Annotated in this window: 14 protein-coding genes; 9 read left to right on the top strand and 5 right to left on the bottom strand. The window is 62.8% G+C overall.

Annotated features, from left to right (window positions below; translation table 11 throughout):
* The first annotated feature begins 28 nt into the window (after positions 1–28).
* The 3 genes from ftsZ (at position 29) to J5J83_RS11110 (ending at position 2,434) form a co-directional block, all read left to right on the top strand.
* Positions 29–1,168 carry a cell division protein FtsZ gene (gene ftsZ, locus J5J83_RS11120; RefSeq protein ID WP_212349093.1) on the top strand — a complete coding sequence of 380 codons (1,140 nt, stop codon included), beginning with the start codon at positions 29–31 and terminating at the stop codon, positions 1,166–1,168.
* Positions 1,169–1,312: 144 nt separating this feature from the next.
* On the top strand, positions 1,313–2,236 hold the full coding sequence (lpxC, locus tag J5J83_RS11115; RefSeq protein WP_212349090.1) for a UDP-3-O-acyl-N-acetylglucosamine deacetylase: 924 nt from the start codon (positions 1,313–1,315) through the stop codon (positions 2,234–2,236).
* 9 nt (positions 2,237–2,245) lie between these two features.
* A complete protein-coding gene (locus J5J83_RS11110; RefSeq protein WP_212349089.1) occupies positions 2,246–2,434 on the top strand; it encodes a hypothetical protein in 189 nt (62 codons plus the stop codon).
* 33 nt (positions 2,435–2,467) lie between these two features.
* On the opposite strand, the gene J5J83_RS11105 is transcribed toward J5J83_RS11110, so the two are convergent.
* Positions 2,468–2,902, bottom strand: a complete 435-nt coding sequence (locus J5J83_RS11105) for a DUF721 domain-containing protein (protein WP_212349087.1) — start codon at positions 2,900–2,902, stop codon at positions 2,468–2,470.
* A gap of 92 nt (positions 2,903–2,994) precedes the next feature.
* Here J5J83_RS11105 and secA point away from each other — a divergent pair, with 92 nt between their 5' ends.
* Together secA and argJ are read left to right on the top strand one after the other, a co-directional pair.
* Positions 2,995–5,721 carry a preprotein translocase subunit SecA gene (secA, locus tag J5J83_RS11100; protein WP_212349084.1) on the top strand — a complete coding sequence of 909 codons (2,727 nt, stop codon included), beginning with the start codon at positions 2,995–2,997 and terminating at the stop codon, positions 5,719–5,721.
* Between the two features lie 20 nt (positions 5,722–5,741).
* Positions 5,742–6,980 (top strand): bifunctional glutamate N-acetyltransferase/amino-acid acetyltransferase ArgJ, encoded by a 1,239-nt coding sequence (gene argJ, locus J5J83_RS11095; protein WP_212349082.1) that lies wholly within the window; start codon positions 5,742–5,744, stop codon positions 6,978–6,980.
* A gap of 121 nt (positions 6,981–7,101) precedes the next feature.
* Here the strand turns inward: argJ and eutC are convergent, their stop codons facing one another.
* Both eutC and J5J83_RS11085 read right to left on the bottom strand, forming a co-directional pair.
* Positions 7,102–7,926: an ethanolamine ammonia-lyase subunit EutC gene (eutC, locus tag J5J83_RS11090; protein WP_212349080.1), complete on the bottom strand. Its 825-nt coding sequence runs from the start codon at positions 7,924–7,926 to the stop codon at positions 7,102–7,104.
* On the bottom strand, positions 7,923–9,338 hold the full coding sequence (locus tag J5J83_RS11085) for an ethanolamine ammonia-lyase subunit EutB (protein WP_212349078.1): 1,416 nt from the start codon (positions 9,336–9,338) through the stop codon (positions 7,923–7,925). Before J5J83_RS11085 ends, eutC begins: the two co-directional genes overlap by 4 nt.
* A 581-nt stretch (positions 9,339–9,919) precedes the next feature.
* Between J5J83_RS11085 and J5J83_RS11080 the strand changes: the two genes are divergently transcribed.
* Positions 9,920–11,827, top strand: coding sequence for a potassium transporter Kup (locus J5J83_RS11080; protein WP_212353012.1), 1,908 nt, complete (start codon positions 9,920–9,922; stop codon positions 11,825–11,827).
* 23 nt (positions 11,828–11,850) lie between these two features.
* On the opposite strand, the gene J5J83_RS11075 is transcribed toward J5J83_RS11080, so the two are convergent.
* Positions 11,851–13,539, bottom strand: a complete 1,689-nt coding sequence (locus J5J83_RS11075; RefSeq protein ID WP_212349076.1) for an AarF/UbiB family protein — start codon at positions 13,537–13,539, stop codon at positions 11,851–11,853.
* Positions 13,540–13,890: 351 nt separating this feature from the next.
* Between J5J83_RS11075 and J5J83_RS11070 the strand changes: the two genes are divergently transcribed.
* Positions 13,891–14,358: a hypothetical protein gene (locus J5J83_RS11070; RefSeq protein WP_212349074.1), complete on the top strand. Its 468-nt coding sequence runs from the start codon at positions 13,891–13,893 to the stop codon at positions 14,356–14,358.
* 30 nt (positions 14,359–14,388) lie between these two features.
* Entirely contained in the window at positions 14,389–15,705 is a 1,317-nt protein-coding gene (locus J5J83_RS11065; RefSeq protein WP_212349072.1) for an FAD/NAD(P)-binding oxidoreductase, read from the top strand.
* Between the two features lie 139 nt (positions 15,706–15,844).
* Here J5J83_RS11065 and apaG read toward each other — a convergent pair whose 3' ends face one another.
* Positions 15,845–16,228 (bottom strand): Co2+/Mg2+ efflux protein ApaG, encoded by a 384-nt coding sequence (gene apaG, locus J5J83_RS11060; protein WP_212349070.1) that lies wholly within the window; start codon positions 16,226–16,228, stop codon positions 15,845–15,847.
* 141 nt (positions 16,229–16,369) lie between these two features.
* Here apaG and purB point away from each other — a divergent pair, with 141 nt between their 5' ends.
* Positions 16,370–17,737 carry an adenylosuccinate lyase gene (gene purB / locus J5J83_RS11055; protein WP_212349068.1) on the top strand — a complete coding sequence of 456 codons (1,368 nt, stop codon included), beginning with the start codon at positions 16,370–16,372 and terminating at the stop codon, positions 17,735–17,737.
* Positions 17,738–17,791 lie beyond the last annotated feature (54 nt).

The following is a 17,791-nucleotide window of genomic DNA, read 5'->3' as shown; positions in this document are numbered from 1 at the left end:
AGGGCCGTTTATCAAGGAGGCGAGGCAAATGTTTGAGATTATTGAGAAAGAGCCAACAGGAACGATCATCAAGGTGGTCGGCGTGGGTGGTGCCGGCGGCAACGCCGTGGACCATATGATTCGCGAGGGTGTGCAGGGCGTGCATTTCATCTCTGCCAATACTGATGCGCAGGCGCTGTCGCGCTGTCTGGCACCGACCAAGATTCAGCTCGGTGTGACCGGGCTGGGTGCGGGCTCCAAGCCCGAGGCCGGACGCGCAGCGGCGCAGGAGTCGCGTGAAGCCATCGCTGCCGCGCTCGAAGGCGCGCACATGTGTTTCATCACCGGTGGCATGGGTGGCGGCACCGGCACCGGCGCGGCGCCCGTGGTGGCCGAGATCGCCAAGGAGATGGGCATTCTCGCGGTGGCCGTGGTCACCAAGCCTTTCGACTTCGAGAACCGTATCCGTGTTGCCGAAAGCGGTGTCGAGGAACTGACCCGCCATGTCGACTCGCTGATCGTGGTGCTCAACGACAAGCTGCTCGACGTCTTCGGCGACGATGCCGGCTTCGAAGAGTGCTTCCGCTCTGCCGACAATGTGCTGCGTTCGGCCGTTGGTGGCATTGCCGAGATCATCAACGTCCCCGGGTTGGTCAACGTCGACTTCCAGGACGTGCGTACAGCGATGGCCGAGATGGGTCGCGCAATGATGGGATCGGCCGAAGCGTCGGGCATGGATCGCGCCCGCATTGCTGCCGAGCAGGCCGCCGTGTCGCCGCTGCTCGAGGGTACGGAACTGTCGGGCGCGCGTTGCGTGCTGATCAACATCACTGCCAGCAAGTCGCTCAAGATGTCTGAAGTGCGCGACGCGGTGAAGACGGTGCAGGCCTTTGCTGCGCCCGAAGCCTTCGTCAAATACGGCACCGTGTTCGACGAATCGATGGAAGACCGCATCCGCATCACCGTCGTGGCAACCGGTCTCGGCACCCCGCGCGCCAACGTGCGCCAGCCGGTGATGCAGGTCGTTCAGGGTACCGGTACCTATGGCCCGTCCAGCGGCGTCGACATGACCAACCTCGATGTGCCGGCGGTGATGCGCAGCGGCCGTCGCACAACGGTCGATGCGATGAGCAATAACGGTGTCGGCACCTACGACATCCCGGCCTTTCTGCGCCGTCAGGCAGACTGATCCGGGACAGCTCCCGGCCCGATCGGGCACCCACGCGCAAACCGCCGCCTCCGGTTCGCGTGCGGGTGCCCGTCGCTGTTTTGTGCACTGCAAACAAGGCATTTCGGCATGCTAAACTGCAGGGGTGAAACGGGAATGAAACACATGATCAGGCAGCGAACCCTCAAATCGATCGTCAAGGCAACCGGCGTCGGCCTCCATGGCGGACGCAAGGTCAATCTGATGCTGCGTCCGGCCGCGCCGGATACCGGCATCGTCTTTCATCGCGTCGATCTGGAGCCTGTGCTGGATCTGCCTGCCGACCCCTATGCCGTGTGCGACACACGGATGTGTTCGGGTCTGGAGCGTGGCGGCGAGAAAGTGGGTACGGTGGAACATCTGATGTCGGCCCTGGCCGGTCTAGGAATCGACAATCTTCACGTCGATGTCGACGCGCCCGAGATTCCCATTCTCGACGGCAGTTCGGGCCCCTTCGTGTTCTTGCTGCAATCGGCCGGGATCGAGGAACAGCCGGCGCCAAAGAAGTTCATGCGGGTCAGAAAGGCTGTCGAATACCGCGAAGGCGACAAGTGGGTCCGGCTCGAGCCCTATGACGGGTTCAGGCTCGAGTTTTCGATCGTTTTCAACCACCCCGCGATCGACAATACCTCGACTTCGGTGAAGATCGATTTCGCCGAGCATTCCTATGTCCGCGACGTCGCCCGTGCCAGGACCTTTGGTTTCATGCAGGACGTCGAGTTCATGCGTGCGAACGGGCTCGCGCTGGGCGGCAGCCTCGATAACGCAATCGTGATGGACGAATATCGTGTGCTCAACGCCGAAGGGCTGCGCTACGCGGACGAGTTCGTCAAGCACAAGGTGCTCGACGCGATTGGCGACCTGTACCTGTGCGGGCATCCGCTGCTGGCGTCCTACTCGGCGCACAAGGCCGGTCATGCACTGAACAATCAGGTCCTGCGCGTATTGCTAGAAGATGCCTCGGCGTGGGAGATCGTGACCTTCGACAAGGCTGCGGTGGCACCGCGTGCCGTGGTGCATCAGTTTGCCGATGCGGCACTGGTGACCTGAGGACGGATCATGCTCGTGCTCCGCGTGGTCGGCCTGTTGCTGGTGCTCGCGACGGCCGGTTCGATCATCCTGTGGCTGCTGACTGGCGATCGACGCTACCGGCAGTGGGCGTGGAAGATCTTTCGCGTCGGCCTTGTCGTGCTGCTCGTGTTCCTCTCGCTGTTCGCGCTTGAGCGCGTCCTCGCGCCCATGGTCTGAACCATGGTGAGCGCCGCCTTGCTGCTGTTCATGTCATTGTTCGCGACTGCGCCGTGCAAGGCGCTCCAGGGCATCGCGCAAGGGCGAGTCCGCGGGCAGCGTTGCGGCGAAGTCGCGCAAGTGATGCTTGGCCACGGGTGAGATGCTTCGCACCGTCGGCGCGCGTGCATCGATGGCCTGCTCGGGGGTGGAGACCTTGATCCTGATCGATTGAAGCGGATAGCCGGCACGGGCGAAGTGCTCGATCAAGGATGGCAACATCTGTTTCAGCCGCACTGCAAGCGCACTGCCGCGTGTGGCGATCACCAGCGTCTCGTCCTTCAGGTTGGCCACCGTACAGGCGCCGCCGAACTGGGGGGGCAGTCCTTCGTCGAGTACGCCCTGCAGGCGTCGCAGGCGGGCGGCATGGTCCTTCAGGCGCGCGAGGGCGTCGCCGCCACCGAGGTAGCGTTGCAGTAACTTGCTCATGGATAATCGCTTGCCCGGTCAGGTAGAAATATGGGTGAACTGTCCGACATGATAAACTCGCGCCTTTGCCGAATCGACGTCGACCCCATCTCATGCTCTCCGGCCTTCTCAAGAAAGTTTTTGGTACTCGTAACGACCGTCTGATCCGCCAGTATTCGCAGACTGTTCGTCGGATCAACGCACTGGAACCTGAAATATCCGCCTTGTCGGATGAGGCACTCAAGGGCAAGACTGCCGAATTCCGGCAGCGCGTGGCCAACGGTGAGACGCTCGACGCCTTGCTGCCCGAGGCCTTCGCGGTGGTCCGCGAGGCCGGCAAACGTGTGCATGGGATGCGTCACTTCGATGTGCAGCTCATTGGCGGCATGGTATTGCATGATGGCAAGATCGCCGAAATGCGTACCGGCGAAGGCAAGACCCTGGTCGCGACCCTGCCTGCCTACCTGAACGCATTGTCCGACAAGGGCGTGCATGTCATTACCGTAAACGACTACCTTGCCAGCCGAGATGCGGACTGGATGGGACGGATCTACGGATTCCTCGGGCTGACAACCGGTTGCAACCTGTCGCGCATGTCGCACGCCGAGAAGCAGGCGGCCTATGCGTCCGATATCACGTATGGCACCAACAACGAGTTCGGTTTCGACTACCTGCGCGACAACATGGTGTATAGCACCGGCGAGCGCGTACAGCGCAAGCTGAATTTCGCCATCGTCGACGAAGTCGATTCGATCCTGATCGACGAAGCCCGCACGCCGCTGATCATCTCCGGCCAGGCTGAGGATCACACCGATCTCTACCTCAAGATGAATCAGGTGGCGCCGCTGCTCAAGCAGCAGGAAGGCGAGGGTGACAACGTCACGGTACCGGGTGACTACACGGTCGATCTCAAGGCGCATCAGGTGTTGCTGACCGAGCAGGGGCACGAGACCGCAGAGCAGCTGCTGGTGCGTATGGGCCTGTTGAAGGAAGGGCGCGGCCTGTATGAGCCGGGCAACATCCTGCTGGTCCATCACCTGTATGCGGCGCTGCGTGCGCATGCGTTGTACCACAAGGACCAGCATTACGTGGTGCAGAACGGCGAAGTGGTCATCGTCGACGAATTCACCGGTCGCCTGATGGCCGGCCGGCGCTGGTCCGATGGCCTGCACCAGGCAGTCGAGGCCAAGGAGGGCGCCCGCATCCAGGCGGAAAACCAGACCCTGGCCTCGATCACCTTTCAGAACTATTTCCGCATGTACGGCAAGTTGGCCGGCATGACTGGTACTGCAGACACCGAGGCGTTCGAGTTTCACTCCATCTACGGTCTTGAAACCGTCGTGATTCCGACCAATCGTCCGGCTGCGCGCCGTGACGAGAACGACAAGGTCTATCGCACCGCCAAGGAGAAGTGGGACGCCGTGATCGCAGATATCGAGGCCTGCGTATCGCGTGGTCAGCCGGTGCTGGTCGGCACGACCTCGATCGAGACCAACGAATATCTGTCCGGTCTGCTCAACAAGGCCAAGATCGCTCACCAGTTGCTCAATGCCAAGCAGCACGACAGCGAAGCTCAGATCGTGGCCCAGGCCGGCCGCCCCGGCGTGGTGACCATCGCCACCAACATGGCCGGCCGCGGCACTGACATCGTGCTTGGTGGCAACATCGAGAAGCCGGTCTCGCTGATGCGCGAGGACGATAGTATCCCCGAGGCTGACAAAGAGGCACGCATTGCCGCCCTTCGCGCCGAATGGCAGCAGGTGCACGAGCAGGTGGTTGCCGCAGGCGGTCTGCACATCATCGGTACAGAGCGCCATGAGTCACGCCGCATCGACAATCAGCTGCGTGGTCGCTCGGGCCGCCAGGGCGACCCCGGATCGAGCCGCTTCTACCTGTCGCTGGAAGATCCGTTGATGAAGATCTTCGCCGGCGATCGCCTCAACGCCATCATGGTGCGCCTGAAAATGCCCGAGGGTGAGGCCATCGAGCACGCCATGGTGACGCGTTCGCTGGAGTCGGCACAGCGCAAGGTCGAGCAACGCAACTTCGACATCCGCAAGCAGCTGCTTGAGTACGACGACGTCTCCAACGACCAGCGCAAGGTCATCTATCAGCAGCGCAACGAGTTGCTCGAGAGTGCGAACATCTCGGATACCATCACCGCGATGCGGCAGGGTGTGTTGCACGACACCTTCCGCCTTTACGTGCCGCTGGACAGCGTTGAGGAGCAGTGGGAGGTCGCCGCGCTGGAGCAGGCGCTGGCATCGGATTTCCAGCTCAAGCTGCCGGTCGCGGAGTGGATTGCCGCGGACCCCGGCCTCGATGCCGAGGCCATCCTTGCACGTATCATCGAGGCCGCGGAAAAGGCCTATGCAGACAAGACCGCCGGTGTCGACCTGACCGCATGGCAGCAGTTCGAGCGCAATGTGATGCTGCAAAGTCTCGATACGCACTGGCGCGAACATCTGGCCGCGCTCGATCACCTGCGTCAGGGCATTCATCTGCGCGGCTATGCACAGAAGAACCCCAAGCAGGAATACAAGCGCGAGGCTTTCGAACTGTTCGAAACCCTGCTCGACGCGGTTCGGGCCGACGTCACCAAGTTGCTGATGACGGTGCAGATTCGCACCGAATCCCAGCTCGACGACGTCGAGCCGCAGCCGGAAGTCGAGAACGTGCAGTATCACCATGCCGACTATGACGAAGCCCTGGGCACGGCAGGCGATGCGCAGGCGACAGTCGCGCCGCAGGTCAATGCGGCGCCCAAGGTCGGGCGCAACGATGCCTGCCCGTGTGGCTCGGGCAAGAAATACAAACACTGTCACGGTAAGCTGAGCTGAGTCCATTTCAGGAGCAATTCATGGCTGTAAACCTGAGCACCCCGAATCCGGCCGATCTTCACCCCGTCGCGGGAGTCCGCCTTGGTGTGGCCGAGGCCGGCATCCGCAAGGTCAACCGGCGCGATCTCACCGTCGTAGAACTCGCCGCCGACAGCCGCGTGGCAGGTGTGTTTACGCTGAACCGCTTTTGCGCCGCCCCGGTGCAGGTGTGCAAGTCGCATCTGGCGCAGTCGGCGATCCGTGCCCTGGTGATCAATACCGGGGTCGCCAATGCTGGTACCGGTGAATCCGGCCTGGCCAATGCACGTGCATGTTGCGCTGCCGTGGCCGCACAACTCGGCATTGCCGCCGAGCAGGTGTTGCCGTTCTCGACCGGCGTGATTCTCGAGCCGCTGCCGGTGGATCGTCTGGTGGCGGGCTTGCCCAGGGCGGTGGCCGACCTGCGGGCCGACGCCTGGTTCGATGCCGCACACGCGATCATGACCACCGATACGCTGGCAAAGGCAGTGTCCAGGCAGGTGCAGGTGGGCGGGCGCACGGTGACCCTGACCGGCATCAGCAAGGGGGCGGGCATGATCAAGCCCAATATGGCAACCATGCTGGGCTTCCTGGCCTGCGATGCGGCAGTCAGTCAGCCGCTGCTGGAGGCGCTGACGCGCGAAGCGGCCGATCTGTCTTTCAACAGCATTACCGTGGATGGCGATACCTCGACCAACGATTCCTTCATCGTGATCGCCACCGGCAAGGCCGGCAATGCCGAAATCACCGATGATGCCAGTGCCGACTACCGGGCGCTGCGCGACGCGGTGATAGACGTGTCGATCCGTCTGGCGCAGGCGATCGTACGCGACGGCGAGGGCGCAACGAAGTTCATGAGCATCGTGGTCGAAGGCGGCGGCAGTCGCGAGGAGTGCCGCAAGGTGGCGTATGCGGTGGGGCATTCCCCGCTGGTCAAGACCGCATTCTTTGCGTCCGACCCCAACCTGGGCCGAATTCTTGCCGCTATCGGCTATGCCGGCATCGATGATCTCGATGTCTCGAAGCTGCGGGTGTGGCTTGGCAGCCCGACCGAATCGGTGCTGGTCGCCGAGCATGGCGGTCGCGCTGCGAGCTATGTCGAAGAGGCCGGCTCGCGGATCATGAAGGAAGCCGAACTGACCGTTCGTATCGACCTTGCTCGCGGCGATGCGGCAGCGACCGTGTGGACCTGCGATTTCTCCTACGACTACGTGAAGATCAACGCGGATTACCGTAGCTGACCTGCCCGGTCTAATCACGAACGAACCGGGCCGCGTGCTTGTCGCGCGGCCCGGTTTTTCTTGAGGTGTCCTGCTTGTCCACTCGCGTCCGGCGTGCGCCACAGAAGACTGCGACGCCGGGTCACTCGGCGGTGAGAAAGTTGCTCGTACGGCTACCGATTGATCGTTCGACCGCCGATTCATCCTTGAGGGCGACCCCGGAAACCTGTCTGCGGCGTGATTCCGTCAGCAGATAGTGCAGCTTTTGCGCGGCCAGCGGAATGCTCAGGCCTTCGGGGCGGATGTTGGAGATGCAGTTGCGCATCGAATCAACACAACCTGTGCGCGGGGAATGCGTGAGATAAACGCCGAGGCTGTCTGGCGAGGACAGGCCGGGACGTTCGCCGATCAGGACCGCAACGATGGCGGCGCCCAGCCGGGCGCCGATTTCGTCGCCGATCGCGACGCGCCCCTGATGCGCGACGGCGGCCGGCCCGATGTGCCAGTCCTGGCCGCGCAACAGGTCCATCGTGGCCGAGACGAGTGCCGCGGCATGGGCCTGGACAGCGCGTGCCGACAGGCCATCGGCAAGGACGAAGGCCAGATCGCGTCGGGGCCGGGGCGCATCCCGCGCGACGCGGGCATCCAGCGCGTGACACGAATCCTCGCTCAATCTGCGGCCGAGATCCGGACGCTGCAGATACACATTGCGGTCGGGCGCCGCGCTGCGTACCTTTATCGTTTCCAGCCCTGCGCCTTGGAGGCAGGCTTCAAGCGCTTCCGCATCGAGCGCCGTATGTACCGCGTCGCGTGCAAGTGCATGGGCCAACTGGAAATCCAGCTGGGCGGCGGTGGGTAGGCTGGTGCCGGCGCGCCCAAGGGCGATGCGTGCGGCGGTGAATCGCCTGAGTGCCTGCCACGGGTTGGCGATGATCGTATCCGATGCGTTGCTGTCGTGCGTGTTCATGGCCCCTCCGAGGCATGACCGAGTGCGCGCCGGAACGCGCCGGGAAAGCCCGACTCGAGACGGAAGCCTTCACCGGGGGCGATGATCTGCATGCGCTGCAGCCAGGCCTCGAATTCCGGTGCCGGACGCAGTCCCAGCACCTTGCGCGCGTAGAGGGCGTCGTGGAAGGAGGTGGTCTGATAATTGAGCATGATGTCGTCCGAGCCCGGAATGCCCATCACGAAGGTGCAGCCCGCCACGCCGAGCAGTGTCAGCAGTACGTCCATGTCGTTCTGATCGGCTTCGGCATGGTTGGTGTAACACACGTCGCAGCCCATCGGCAGGCCCAGCAGCTTGCCGCAGAAGTGATCCTCGAGGCCCGCGCGGATGATCTGTTTGCCGTCGAACAGATACTCGGGGCCGATGAAGCCGACGACGGTGTTCACCAGCAGGGGCTTGAAATGACGTGCGACGGCATAGGCGCGCGCTTCAATGGTCTGCTGGTCGCAGCCATGATGCGCATTGGATGAGAGTGCGCTGCCCTGGCCGGTTTCGAAGTACATGACGTTATCGCCGGGGTGACCGTCGAAGTCGGCGGCGCGGCGCAGCGACAGCGCCGCATCGCGCGCTTCGCCCAGCACTGCGAGATCGATTCCGAAACCGTGATTGGCGGCTTCGGTGCCGGCGATGGACTGGAACACGAGGTCGACCGCCGCCCCGCGTTCGATGGCGGCGATCGTGTTGGTGACGTGGGTCAGGATGCAGGATTGGGTGGGAATGGCATAACGCTCGATGATGCCGTCCAGCATGTCTAGCAGGCGCATTACCTGTGGCAGGTTGTCGCTTGCCGGGTTGATGCCGATGACCGCATCGCCGCTGCCGTAGAGCAGGCCATCGAGAATGCTGGCCGCGATCCCTGCCGCGTCATCGGTGGGATGGTTGGGTTGCAGCCGGGTGGACAGCCGGCCGGCCTCGCCGAGCGTGCCGCGAAAGCGCGTAATGACCCTGCATTTCCGCGCGACCAGGATCAGGTCCTGATTGCGCATCAGCTTGCTCACAGCCGCAACCATCTCAGGCGTCAGGCCGGGCGCAAGCCGGGCCAGCGTCGCGCCATCGACCTCGTCGGACAGGAGCCAGTTTCGGAAGTCACCCACCGTCAGGTGGGCGACCGGCGCAAAGGCCTCGGTATCGTGGGTGTCGACGATCAGCCGTGTGACTTCGTCGCTTTCGTAGGGCACCAGCACCTCGCTGAGGAAGGCGCGCAGGGGCACCTCTGCCAGCGCCATCTGCGCGGCGACACGCTCGGTGGCGCTGGCTGCCGCCACGCCGGCCAGCAGGTCGCCGGCACGCTCGGGTGTGGCGCGCGCCATCAGCGTGCGCAGGTTCTCGAAATCGTAGCTGCGTTGGCCGACCGTGTGACGATATCCGCTCATCGAACTGCCTCAGGAGTTGCTGCCATGATTACGGGTGCGTCCTGCGAAGGCGCGCCTACAAGAATGAAGCGGGTATGTCCTGCCGCCATCGGACCGGTGAAGGCTGGGGCGACAAGTGGATTGTAGTAAAACATGAAGGCGAAACAGATCACTGCGGTCAGCCGGGCGAAGGCGGAAATGCTCTCGAGCGGCTCGCGCCCTCGGATTTCGAGAGCTGAGGTAGCGTGGGCCCAACGCCGCGTTCTGTGCGCCCCCCGACATCGCGTGTGAAGCAGGCTTCCGCTCTCGGTCTGTTCACGTTCTGCACGCGGACTTCGCCAAGTACGGCGAGATCGGTGTCGTTGCGCGGCGGCAACGGCTGGCGAGTGGCCACACCGCAAACAGAGCTGTCTTCAGGCAGAATGCTGCAGCGCATACAAGCAGGGCCGCGCCTGAAGGGGCGCCAGCCGTCGGCAAAACCAATCGTGATCGGACGACAAAATGACGATAGTGGGGGGCAATTTGAAGCCGATCATGCCGCGCACCGGCTTAACGGGTGAGCCGCTGTGCAGTATGCGGGACCATGGACAGCGCGCGTGACGATGGCCGAGCCTGATCCCAAGGCGCCAGCGGGCGCAACAACACAGGCGCACAAGGCCGGAATGACGGGGCTTGTCGTCTCGGCCATTGGCGTCGTCTACGGCGATATCGGCACCAGTCCGCTCTATACGCTGAAGGAAGTGTTCAATGGCGAGCACGCGGTGCCGGTGACGCCAGAGAACGTCTACGGCATCCTGTCGCTCGTATTCTGGGCGTTGATGTTGGTGGTGTCGGCAAAATACGTGCTGTTCATCATGCGCGCCGACAACAATGGCGAGGGCGGAATCATGGCGCTAACCTCGCTTGCCCTGCGTGCGGTCAAACCCGGGCGCCAGGCGTGGTGGCTGTCCACGCTGGGAGTGTTCGGTGCGGCCCTATTCTACGGCGACGGAATGATTACGCCGGCAATCTCGGTGCTGTCCGCGGTGGAAGGGCTCGAAGTGGCAACTCCCGCCTTCAGGCCTTTCGTGCTGCCCATTGCCCTGGTCCTGCTGGTGGGCCTGTTCGTGATGCAGCGCAGGGGCACCGGCAGTGTCGGCGCCATCTTCGGTCCTGTCATGCTGAGCTGGTTTGCCGTGCTGGCCTTGTTGGGCGTCGGCGGCATACGGCTGCATCCCGAAATCCTTGGCGCGCTCAATCCATACTGGGCGCTGCACTTCTTCGCCACCCAGCCCCTGGTGGCATGGCTTGCGCTTGGTGCGGTCGTGCTGGCAATTACTGGCGGTGAGGCGCTCTATGCCGACATGGGGCATTTCGGCCGACGGCCAATCAAGCTGAGCTGGTTCCTGGTTGTATTTCCGGCGCTGTACCTGAACTATCTTGGACAGGGGGCGCTGATTCTCGATCATCCGGCCAAGGTCAGCAGCCCCTTCTTCCTTCTGGTGCCCGACTGGTTCCTGTATCCGATGGTGGCCTTGTCCGCCCTGGCCACCATCATCGCCAGCCAGGCGGTGATATCCGGCGCATTCTCGCTCACGCGTCAGGCGATCCAGCTTGGTTACGCGCCGCGCATGATGATGGTGCATACCTCCGAACGGGAGATCGGGCAGGTGTATGTGCCGGGCGTGAACTGGATGTTGCTGGGTGCCGTGATCGCGTTGGTGATCGGATTCCGCTCGTCCAGCGCGCTGGCGTCGGCTTATGGCATCGCGGTGACGCTGACGATGCTGATCGACACCGTTCTCGTTCTCGTGGTGGTGCATTCGCTGTGGCATTGGCGTGCAGTGAAGTCGCTGGTGTTCATCGGCGTCTTCATTACCGTCGACATCGCATTCTTTTCGGCGACGATGGTCAAGGTCCTCGCCGGGGGCTGGTTTCCGCTGCTGATCGGGGCGCTGATATTCACCGTGCTGACGACGTGGAAACGCGGACGTGGTGTGCTGAATGAACGTGTGCGTGTGGAGACGATGGGGCTCGACATATTCATTCCATCCTTGTTCAACGATCCGCCCCCGCGTGTGACCGGCACGGCGGTGTTTCTGACGCCCTGGCTCGAAGGTGTTCCACGTGCCTTGTTGCACAATCTTTACCACAACAAGGTGTTACACGAGCGCGTCGTCCTGCTGAAGGTGGAGACGGCAGACATCCCGCGCGTGGCGGACGCGCAGCGGCTGGAGATCGAGGCGCTCGACTATGGCTTCTGGCGCGTGCTCGTGCGCTACGGCTTCAAGGAAGACCCGGATATTCCGGCTGCGTTGGCACAGTGTGCGGCCAGGGGGCTCGCGTTCGAGATGATGGATACCTCGTTTTTCGTCGGGCGCGAGACGCTGGTGTCGCGACACAGTTCGGGCATGGCGCCATGGCGCGAAAAGCTGTTCATCGTACTGTTTCGCAACGCGGGGAGCATCGCCGACTATTTCTGCATTCCGGACAACCGGGTGGTGGAGCTGGGCGCCCAGGTCGAGTTCTGAACGCACGCTGGCGAGACCGGTCGTCAGTCCCGACGGGTCGCCCGCCAGATCGACAGCAATACCCACAGGCCGCCGACGACGGCGGCGCCGAAGCCCAGCCAGCCGAACGAGATGCCTCCCGGCAAGGCGGCTTCCCGATCAACGGTGAGGATGATCGCCGATCCGATGATCAGGGCCGCGGTCACGATGCTCAGCGCGAGTCGGCTGATGGCGCGGTCGAGGCGTTCGCCGAATCGCTGTAGCGGCACGACATCGACCTTCACCTGCAGCGTGCCCTGGCGTGCCGCGCGCAACAATTGGCGCAGGTCGCGCGGCAGTCCCGAGACGAATTCGAGAGAACTTCCAACTGTGCGCCAACCCCGTTTTAGCATGGCGGTCGGGGCGGTGTGGGCAAGCAACTGATGCTGCAGAAACGGCTTCGCTTCGGCCACCATGTCGAAGTCCGGATCGAGGCGGCGGCCCAGTCCTTCCAGCGTAATGAAGGTCTTGATCAGTAGTGCGAGATCCGGTGGAAGCGCCAGTTCGTGTTCGCGCAGAATCGTGACCAGATCCGAGAGCATGGCGGTAAGCGCGAGCGCTTTGAGGGGAACCCCGTGGTACTGGTCGACAAAGGCATCGATCTCTTCCTCCAGGGCATCCATGTCGCGGTCGCCGTTGCCGTTGCCGCTCCAGTCCAGCAGGATGTCGGCGACGCGCGCCGAATCACGACTGGCCAGACCGTCCAAGAGCATTGCCAGTTGATGGCGCCTGGCCTCGCTCAGGCGCCCGACCATGCCGAAATCGATGAAAGCAATGCGATTGCCCGGCAAGTAGAAGAGATTGCCGGGGTGCGGGTCGGCATGGAAGAAGCCGTTCTCCAGAATCATCTGCAGCACGGCATTCGCCCCCCGGCGTGCGAGCAGCTTGCGGTCGAGCCCGGCGGCCTCGGCCGCCATCAGTTGGTGCCCCGGGATGCCCTCGATGCAGTCCTGCACGTTGAGCTGCTCGCTCGTCCATTGCCAGTGAATACGGGGGATGACGATGTCGGGACGGTGGGCGAAATTCGCCGCGATGCGTTCGGCACTGCGGGCCTCCGCGGAGAAATCCAGTTCGCGGCGCAATGAGCGGGAGAACTGGCGTACGACTTCGCGCGGACGATAGCGCCTCAGCTCGGGCGCATCGGCCTCGATGATCATGGCCAGACGCGCGAGCAGGCGCAAATCGGCCTCGATCGTCGGACCGATGCCAGGGCGTCTGACCTTGAGGACGACCGCGGTGCCGTCGGCAAGCCAGGCACGATGGACCTGGGCGAGCGATGCCGCGGCCAGTGCAGTGGTGTCCAGTCGCGCAAAGATCGATTCCGGCGCCGCGCCCAGCGCGTGAGTCAATTGTTCGTGGATGCTTGTGTAGGGCAGCGCGGGCGCCGCGTCCTGCAGCTTGCCGAGCTCATCTGTCCATTCGGGCGGGAACAGATCGACACGTGTTGACGCAATTTGTCCAAGCTTGATGAAGCTGGGCCCCAGTTCTTCGAGGGCGCGCCGCACCCGCATTGGTGGGGCGATCTGTGCAAACGTGTCGGCATCGTTCCATTTCAGCGCCCGTCCTGCACGCTCCAGCGCACCGGCCAATCCGATCCGGCGCACGAGGTCGCCAAAGCCATAGCGCACGAGGACGCGGGCGATGTCATGCAGGCGGCCGAGATCACGTACGGCGCTGACAGCTTCGGCCCACATGGATCAGCTTGCCCGTCGGTACATGTACAGGTTTCCTGGTGCGACAACGGTCGATGAAGAAGTGACGGAGTATTTGCCATCCTGCGTTCGTCTGCAATCCCCGCCGTAGCGAGCTGTGGCAAGGGCGGAAACGGCCGTCGGCGGCGCGCGCGTCGATTGCGCACCCGTCTGAGCCTGCGGCTGCCGGGCGGATTTGAGTCGGAAGGCGGTGGCGTTCAGCTGTCGTTAACGTCTGCCGGATAAAGTAACCATGTGTTAATTGTGGGTTTTTGTCACACGCTGCGTAATTTTGCTGCTAGAGTTCATATGCAGTAGGCGTGGGTTTTTTTCTCGCACATAGAGGAGATGGACATGAATGGATTGACGTGGAAGGCGGGGTTGCTGGCCGTGGGCGTGCTGTGTGCTACCACAGCAGCATTTGCCGAAGGTCGGGACGACGATAGCGAGGGCGCGAGCGAGTCGGGCTATACCGTGAGTTCCCGCCTGGAGAAGAAAGTCAGGACGAGCAGTAAGCAAGACAAGTCGTCACTTGCCGCTGCGAGCACTTCTTCCAGTGCAGGGACCAGTGCAGGATCGGCGATTGTGGGGCATCCGGGGCGCCTCCTTGCGTCGAACTGCTTTCAGTGTCACGGCACGGATGGGCGCAACGGCGGGTTTGATTCCCTGGCAGGAGAGTCCTCACGGGAAATCATCGGTGAGCTCACTGAAATGCGCAGCAAGTACGAGGACGACAAAGGGATCATGCGCGTGCATGCCTTCGGCTACAGCGATGAGCAGTTGCGTCTGCTGGCCGACTATTTTGCCAATGTCGGCCGCTGAGCCGCATACCTCGAATAAGGAGATATCAGCATGAAGCGTAGACAGTTTATCGAGATGTGTGGTGTCGCTGCCGTGGCCGGTGTTCCGGCGCTCTCCCTGGCAGACGACAAGAAGCGCAGTCGTTCGTCCTCGACGCCGTCGTCGGGTGTGCCGGGCAACACCGGCGCAAATGGTCGCGTGGTCGTAATCGGAGGCGGCATGGGCGGTGCGACGGTCGCCAAGTTCCTGCGGTTGTGGGGCGGGCAGGGCGTCCAGGTCACTCTGGTCGAACGCTCATCGTTCTATATTTCGTCCATCATGAGCAACCTCGTGCTCAACCAGCAGCGCACCATCGAGGAGCTCTATTTCGGCTACGACGCGTTGAAGGCCAACTATGGCATTGCCGTCGAGAACGATTCGGTTGTCGACATCGACCCGACAGGCAGGAAGGTGTGGCTGGCAGGTGGCAAGGTGCTCGATTTCGATCGGCTGGTGGTGGCGCCGGGGATCGACTTCGATATGCTGCCGGGGCTTGATGCCGGGGACTACGATACACTCTTCCCCCACGCGTGGAAGGGCGGTGCGCAGACCACCCTGCTCGGTCAGCAGATCCGCGCCATGCAGTCCGGCGAGACCTTCGTCATGACCATTCCCAAGGCGCCGTATCGCTGCCCACCGGGGCCGTACGAAAGAGCCTGCCTCGTTGCCGACTGGCTGAAGAAGAACCGTCCTGGCGCACGCGTGGTGGTGCTCGATGCCAATCCGGGGATCATGGCCGAAGCACACACCTTCCAGAATGCATTCGACGTCATCCATCGCGGCGTCATCGATTACATTCCAAACGCGGAAATCGACCACATCGACCGCGCGAATCGCATGGTCTATACCACCATGGGGGCCTGGAACGGACGCGTCATCAATCCGATCCCGTCCCAGCGGGCAGGCAGTATCGCAGCGGACACGGGGCTGGTGAATGTCAATGACCGTTGGGCCGGTGTCGACGTGCTGTCGTATCAATCAACGGTCGCGGGTGCGGAGTCGGTACACATCATCGGCGACGCGAGCGCCACGACACAGCCGAAGGCCGGCCATATCGCAAATGCCGAGGCCAAGGTCTGTGCCGATGCAATCACGCGTCTGTTTGCCGGGATGTCGCCGGATCCGTCGCCGGTGACGAATTCGGCCTGCTACTCGCCGATTACCTCGAACACCGCGTCGTGGCTAACGGCCGTGTTCGGATACGATCCGGCCACTCAGACGATGAAGGTGGTGCCCAATGCGTCGGGCGAGGCGGCTGCGCCGTCCAAGAACAACTACGAGCAGATGAACAAGTGGTTCAGGTCGCTGATGGCAGACACTTTCGTCTGATCTGACGCGGGCGAGCGGGCCATCGGGCCCGAGGCGAAAACGGGTCGTGCTTCCGGTCTCAGGGCCGCAAGTCCGGCCCGTTCGCATTGCGCGCCATGCTTGGACCGGCGGCATGCATCGCCGCGCTGCTGCCGCTTGCTTAATGCAATACCCGCGGCATGGCCAGCATGAAGGGAGGAATTTCTGCTTCGAAGCGATGTCCGTCGGCCGCTTCCATCTGATAGCTGCCGTGCATGGTGCCTACTGCGGTCTCGAGCACCGAGCCGCTCGAATAGCGGAACACTTCGCCCGGCGCCAGTTCCGGCTGCTCGCCGATGACGCCCTGGCCGTGTACTTCCTGCACCTTGCCGGTGCCGTCGGTGATCACCCAGTGGCGGCTCACCAGTCGTGCCGGTACGGTACCGGTATTGCGAATCGTGATGTGATAGGCGAAGACGAAATGATCCTCGTCGGGATTGGATTGAGCCGGAATGAACTCGGCGACCGCTTCGACCGCGATGCGATAGGCGTCTGACGTACTCACGCGCGTAATTCTCCTGGATTGAGCATTGGAGGCGGTGCTGACGCACCAGCCGCCGCCGGGTGTTGATGGCATTCTCGCCGCGAAATCGGGCAAGACGGGAATCAGAGCGGTAAAATAACATTTTTGTCCGGAAAATCCGTCATGTCCGTCTCCGCCCTTACTGCCCTGTCCCCGCTCGATGGCCGTTACCACGGCAAGGTCGGGGGCTTGCGCGATCATTTTTCCGAGCACGGTCTGATCCGCAACCGGGTGAAAGTCGAAGTGGAGTGGCTCAAGGCCCTGGCCGCTGATGCCGGTCTGGCCGAGATCGCCCCCTTCTCCGCCGCCACCGTAGCTGAACTCGACGCCGTGGTAAGCGCATTTGCACCGGAAGACAGTGAGGCGGTGAAGGCCATCGAGGCCACCACCAACCACGATGTCAAGGCCATGGAATACTGGCTCAAGAAGCGTCTCGGACATAACGCCGAAGTGATGAAAGTGTCTGAGTTCATTCACTTCGCGTGCACCTCCGAAGATATCAACAACACGTCTCATGCCCTGATGCTGAAGGCGGGGCGTGACGAGGTATTGCTGCCCGCGGTGGACCGGGTCATTGCCCGCTTCCGCGAACTTGCGCATCAGCTTGCCGATCTGCCGATGCTGTCGCGCACGCACGGCCAGCCCGCCAGCCCGACCACACTGGGCAAGGAAATGGCCAATATCGCCGCGCGTCTGATCCGCGTCCGTGCGCAGATTGCGGCCGTGTCCCTCACTGCGAAGTTCAACGGTGCGGTCGGCAATTACAACGCCCACCTGTCGGCGTGGCCCGAGTTCGACTGGGAGGGATTCAATCGTCGCTTCATCGAATCGCTGGGGCTGGCGTTCAACCCCTACACCATCCAGATCGAGCCCCATGACGCCATGGCCGAGCTGTTCGATGCCACGGGTCGCATGAATACCATCCTGATCGACGCCTGTCGCGATATCTGGATGTACATCTCGCTGGGCTATTTCAAGCAGAAACTCAAGGACGGCGAAGTGGGTTCGTCCACCATGCCGCACAAGGTCAACCCGATCGATTTCGAGAACGCGGAAGGCAACCTCGGCATCGCCAACGCGGTGTTGCGCCACTTCTCGGAAAAGCTCCCGGTGTCGCGCATGCAACGCGACCTGACCGATTCCACCGTACTGCGCAACATGGGGGTGGGATTCGGCCACACAGTGCTCGCGCTCGACAGCGCGCTGCGCGGCCTGTCCAAGCTCGAGGCGGAGCCGGCCCGCCTGGCGGCCGATCTCGACGATTGCTGGGAGGTTCTGGCCGAACCGGTGCAGACTGTCATGCGTCGGTTCGCGATCGAAAATCCCTACGAGCAGCTCAAGGCCATGACGCGCGGCAAGGGCATTACGCGCGAGGCCTTGCACGCATTCATTTCCACGCTGGCCATTCCGCAGTCCGAGCGTGAGCGCCTGCTGGCCATGACGCCGGCGAGCTATATCGGCAAGGCCGCGGAGCTGGCTCGCGCGATCTGAGGCACAAGGATGCTGGCCGGATTGCCGGCATGAATTCGACGCCACCCGAGGGGG

Source organism: Azoarcus sp. L1K30 (assembly GCF_018122735.1).
In the GTDB taxonomy this organism is placed as follows: domain Bacteria; phylum Pseudomonadota; class Gammaproteobacteria; order Burkholderiales; family Rhodocyclaceae; genus Parazoarcus.
This window is presented reverse-complemented; position numbering and strand designations above follow the sequence as displayed.

What these genes read in the sequence shown, in the direction of transcription:
- lpxC (WP_212349090.1), top strand. Translation starts at nt 1,313, where the DNA reads ATGATCAGGCAGCGAACCCTCAAATCGATCGTCAAGGCAACCGGCGTC.
- argJ (WP_212349082.1), top strand. Translation starts at nt 5,742, where the DNA reads ATGGCTGTAAACCTGAGCACCCCGAATCCGGCCGATCTTCACCCCGTC.
- purB (WP_212349068.1), top strand. Translation starts at nt 16,370, where the DNA reads ATGTCCGTCTCCGCCCTTACTGCCCTGTCCCCGCTCGATGGCCGTTAC.
- J5J83_RS11070 (WP_212349074.1), top strand. Translation starts at nt 13,891, where the DNA reads ATGAATGGATTGACGTGGAAGGCGGGGTTGCTGGCCGTGGGCGTGCTG.
- secA (WP_212349084.1), top strand. Translation starts at nt 2,995, where the DNA reads ATGCTCTCCGGCCTTCTCAAGAAAGTTTTTGGTACTCGTAACGACCGT.
- J5J83_RS11110 (WP_212349089.1), top strand. Translation starts at nt 2,246, where the DNA reads ATGCTCGTGCTCCGCGTGGTCGGCCTGTTGCTGGTGCTCGCGACGGCC.
- J5J83_RS11105 (WP_212349087.1), bottom strand. Translation starts at nt 2,902, where the DNA reads ATGAGCAAGTTACTGCAACGCTACCTCGGTGGCGGCGACGCCCTCGCG.
- J5J83_RS11080 (WP_212353012.1), top strand. Translation starts at nt 9,920, where the DNA reads ATGGCCGAGCCTGATCCCAAGGCGCCAGCGGGCGCAACAACACAGGCG.
- eutC (WP_212349080.1), bottom strand. Translation starts at nt 7,926, where the DNA reads ATGAACACGCACGACAGCAACGCATCGGATACGATCATCGCCAACCCG.
- J5J83_RS11075 (WP_212349076.1), bottom strand. Translation starts at nt 13,539, where the DNA reads ATGTGGGCCGAAGCTGTCAGCGCCGTACGTGATCTCGGCCGCCTGCAT.
- J5J83_RS11065 (WP_212349072.1), top strand. Translation starts at nt 14,389, where the DNA reads ATGAAGCGTAGACAGTTTATCGAGATGTGTGGTGTCGCTGCCGTGGCC.
- J5J83_RS11085 (WP_212349078.1), bottom strand. Translation starts at nt 9,338, where the DNA reads ATGAGCGGATATCGTCACACGGTCGGCCAACGCAGCTACGATTTCGAG.
- ftsZ (WP_212349093.1), top strand. Translation starts at nt 29, where the DNA reads ATGTTTGAGATTATTGAGAAAGAGCCAACAGGAACGATCATCAAGGTG.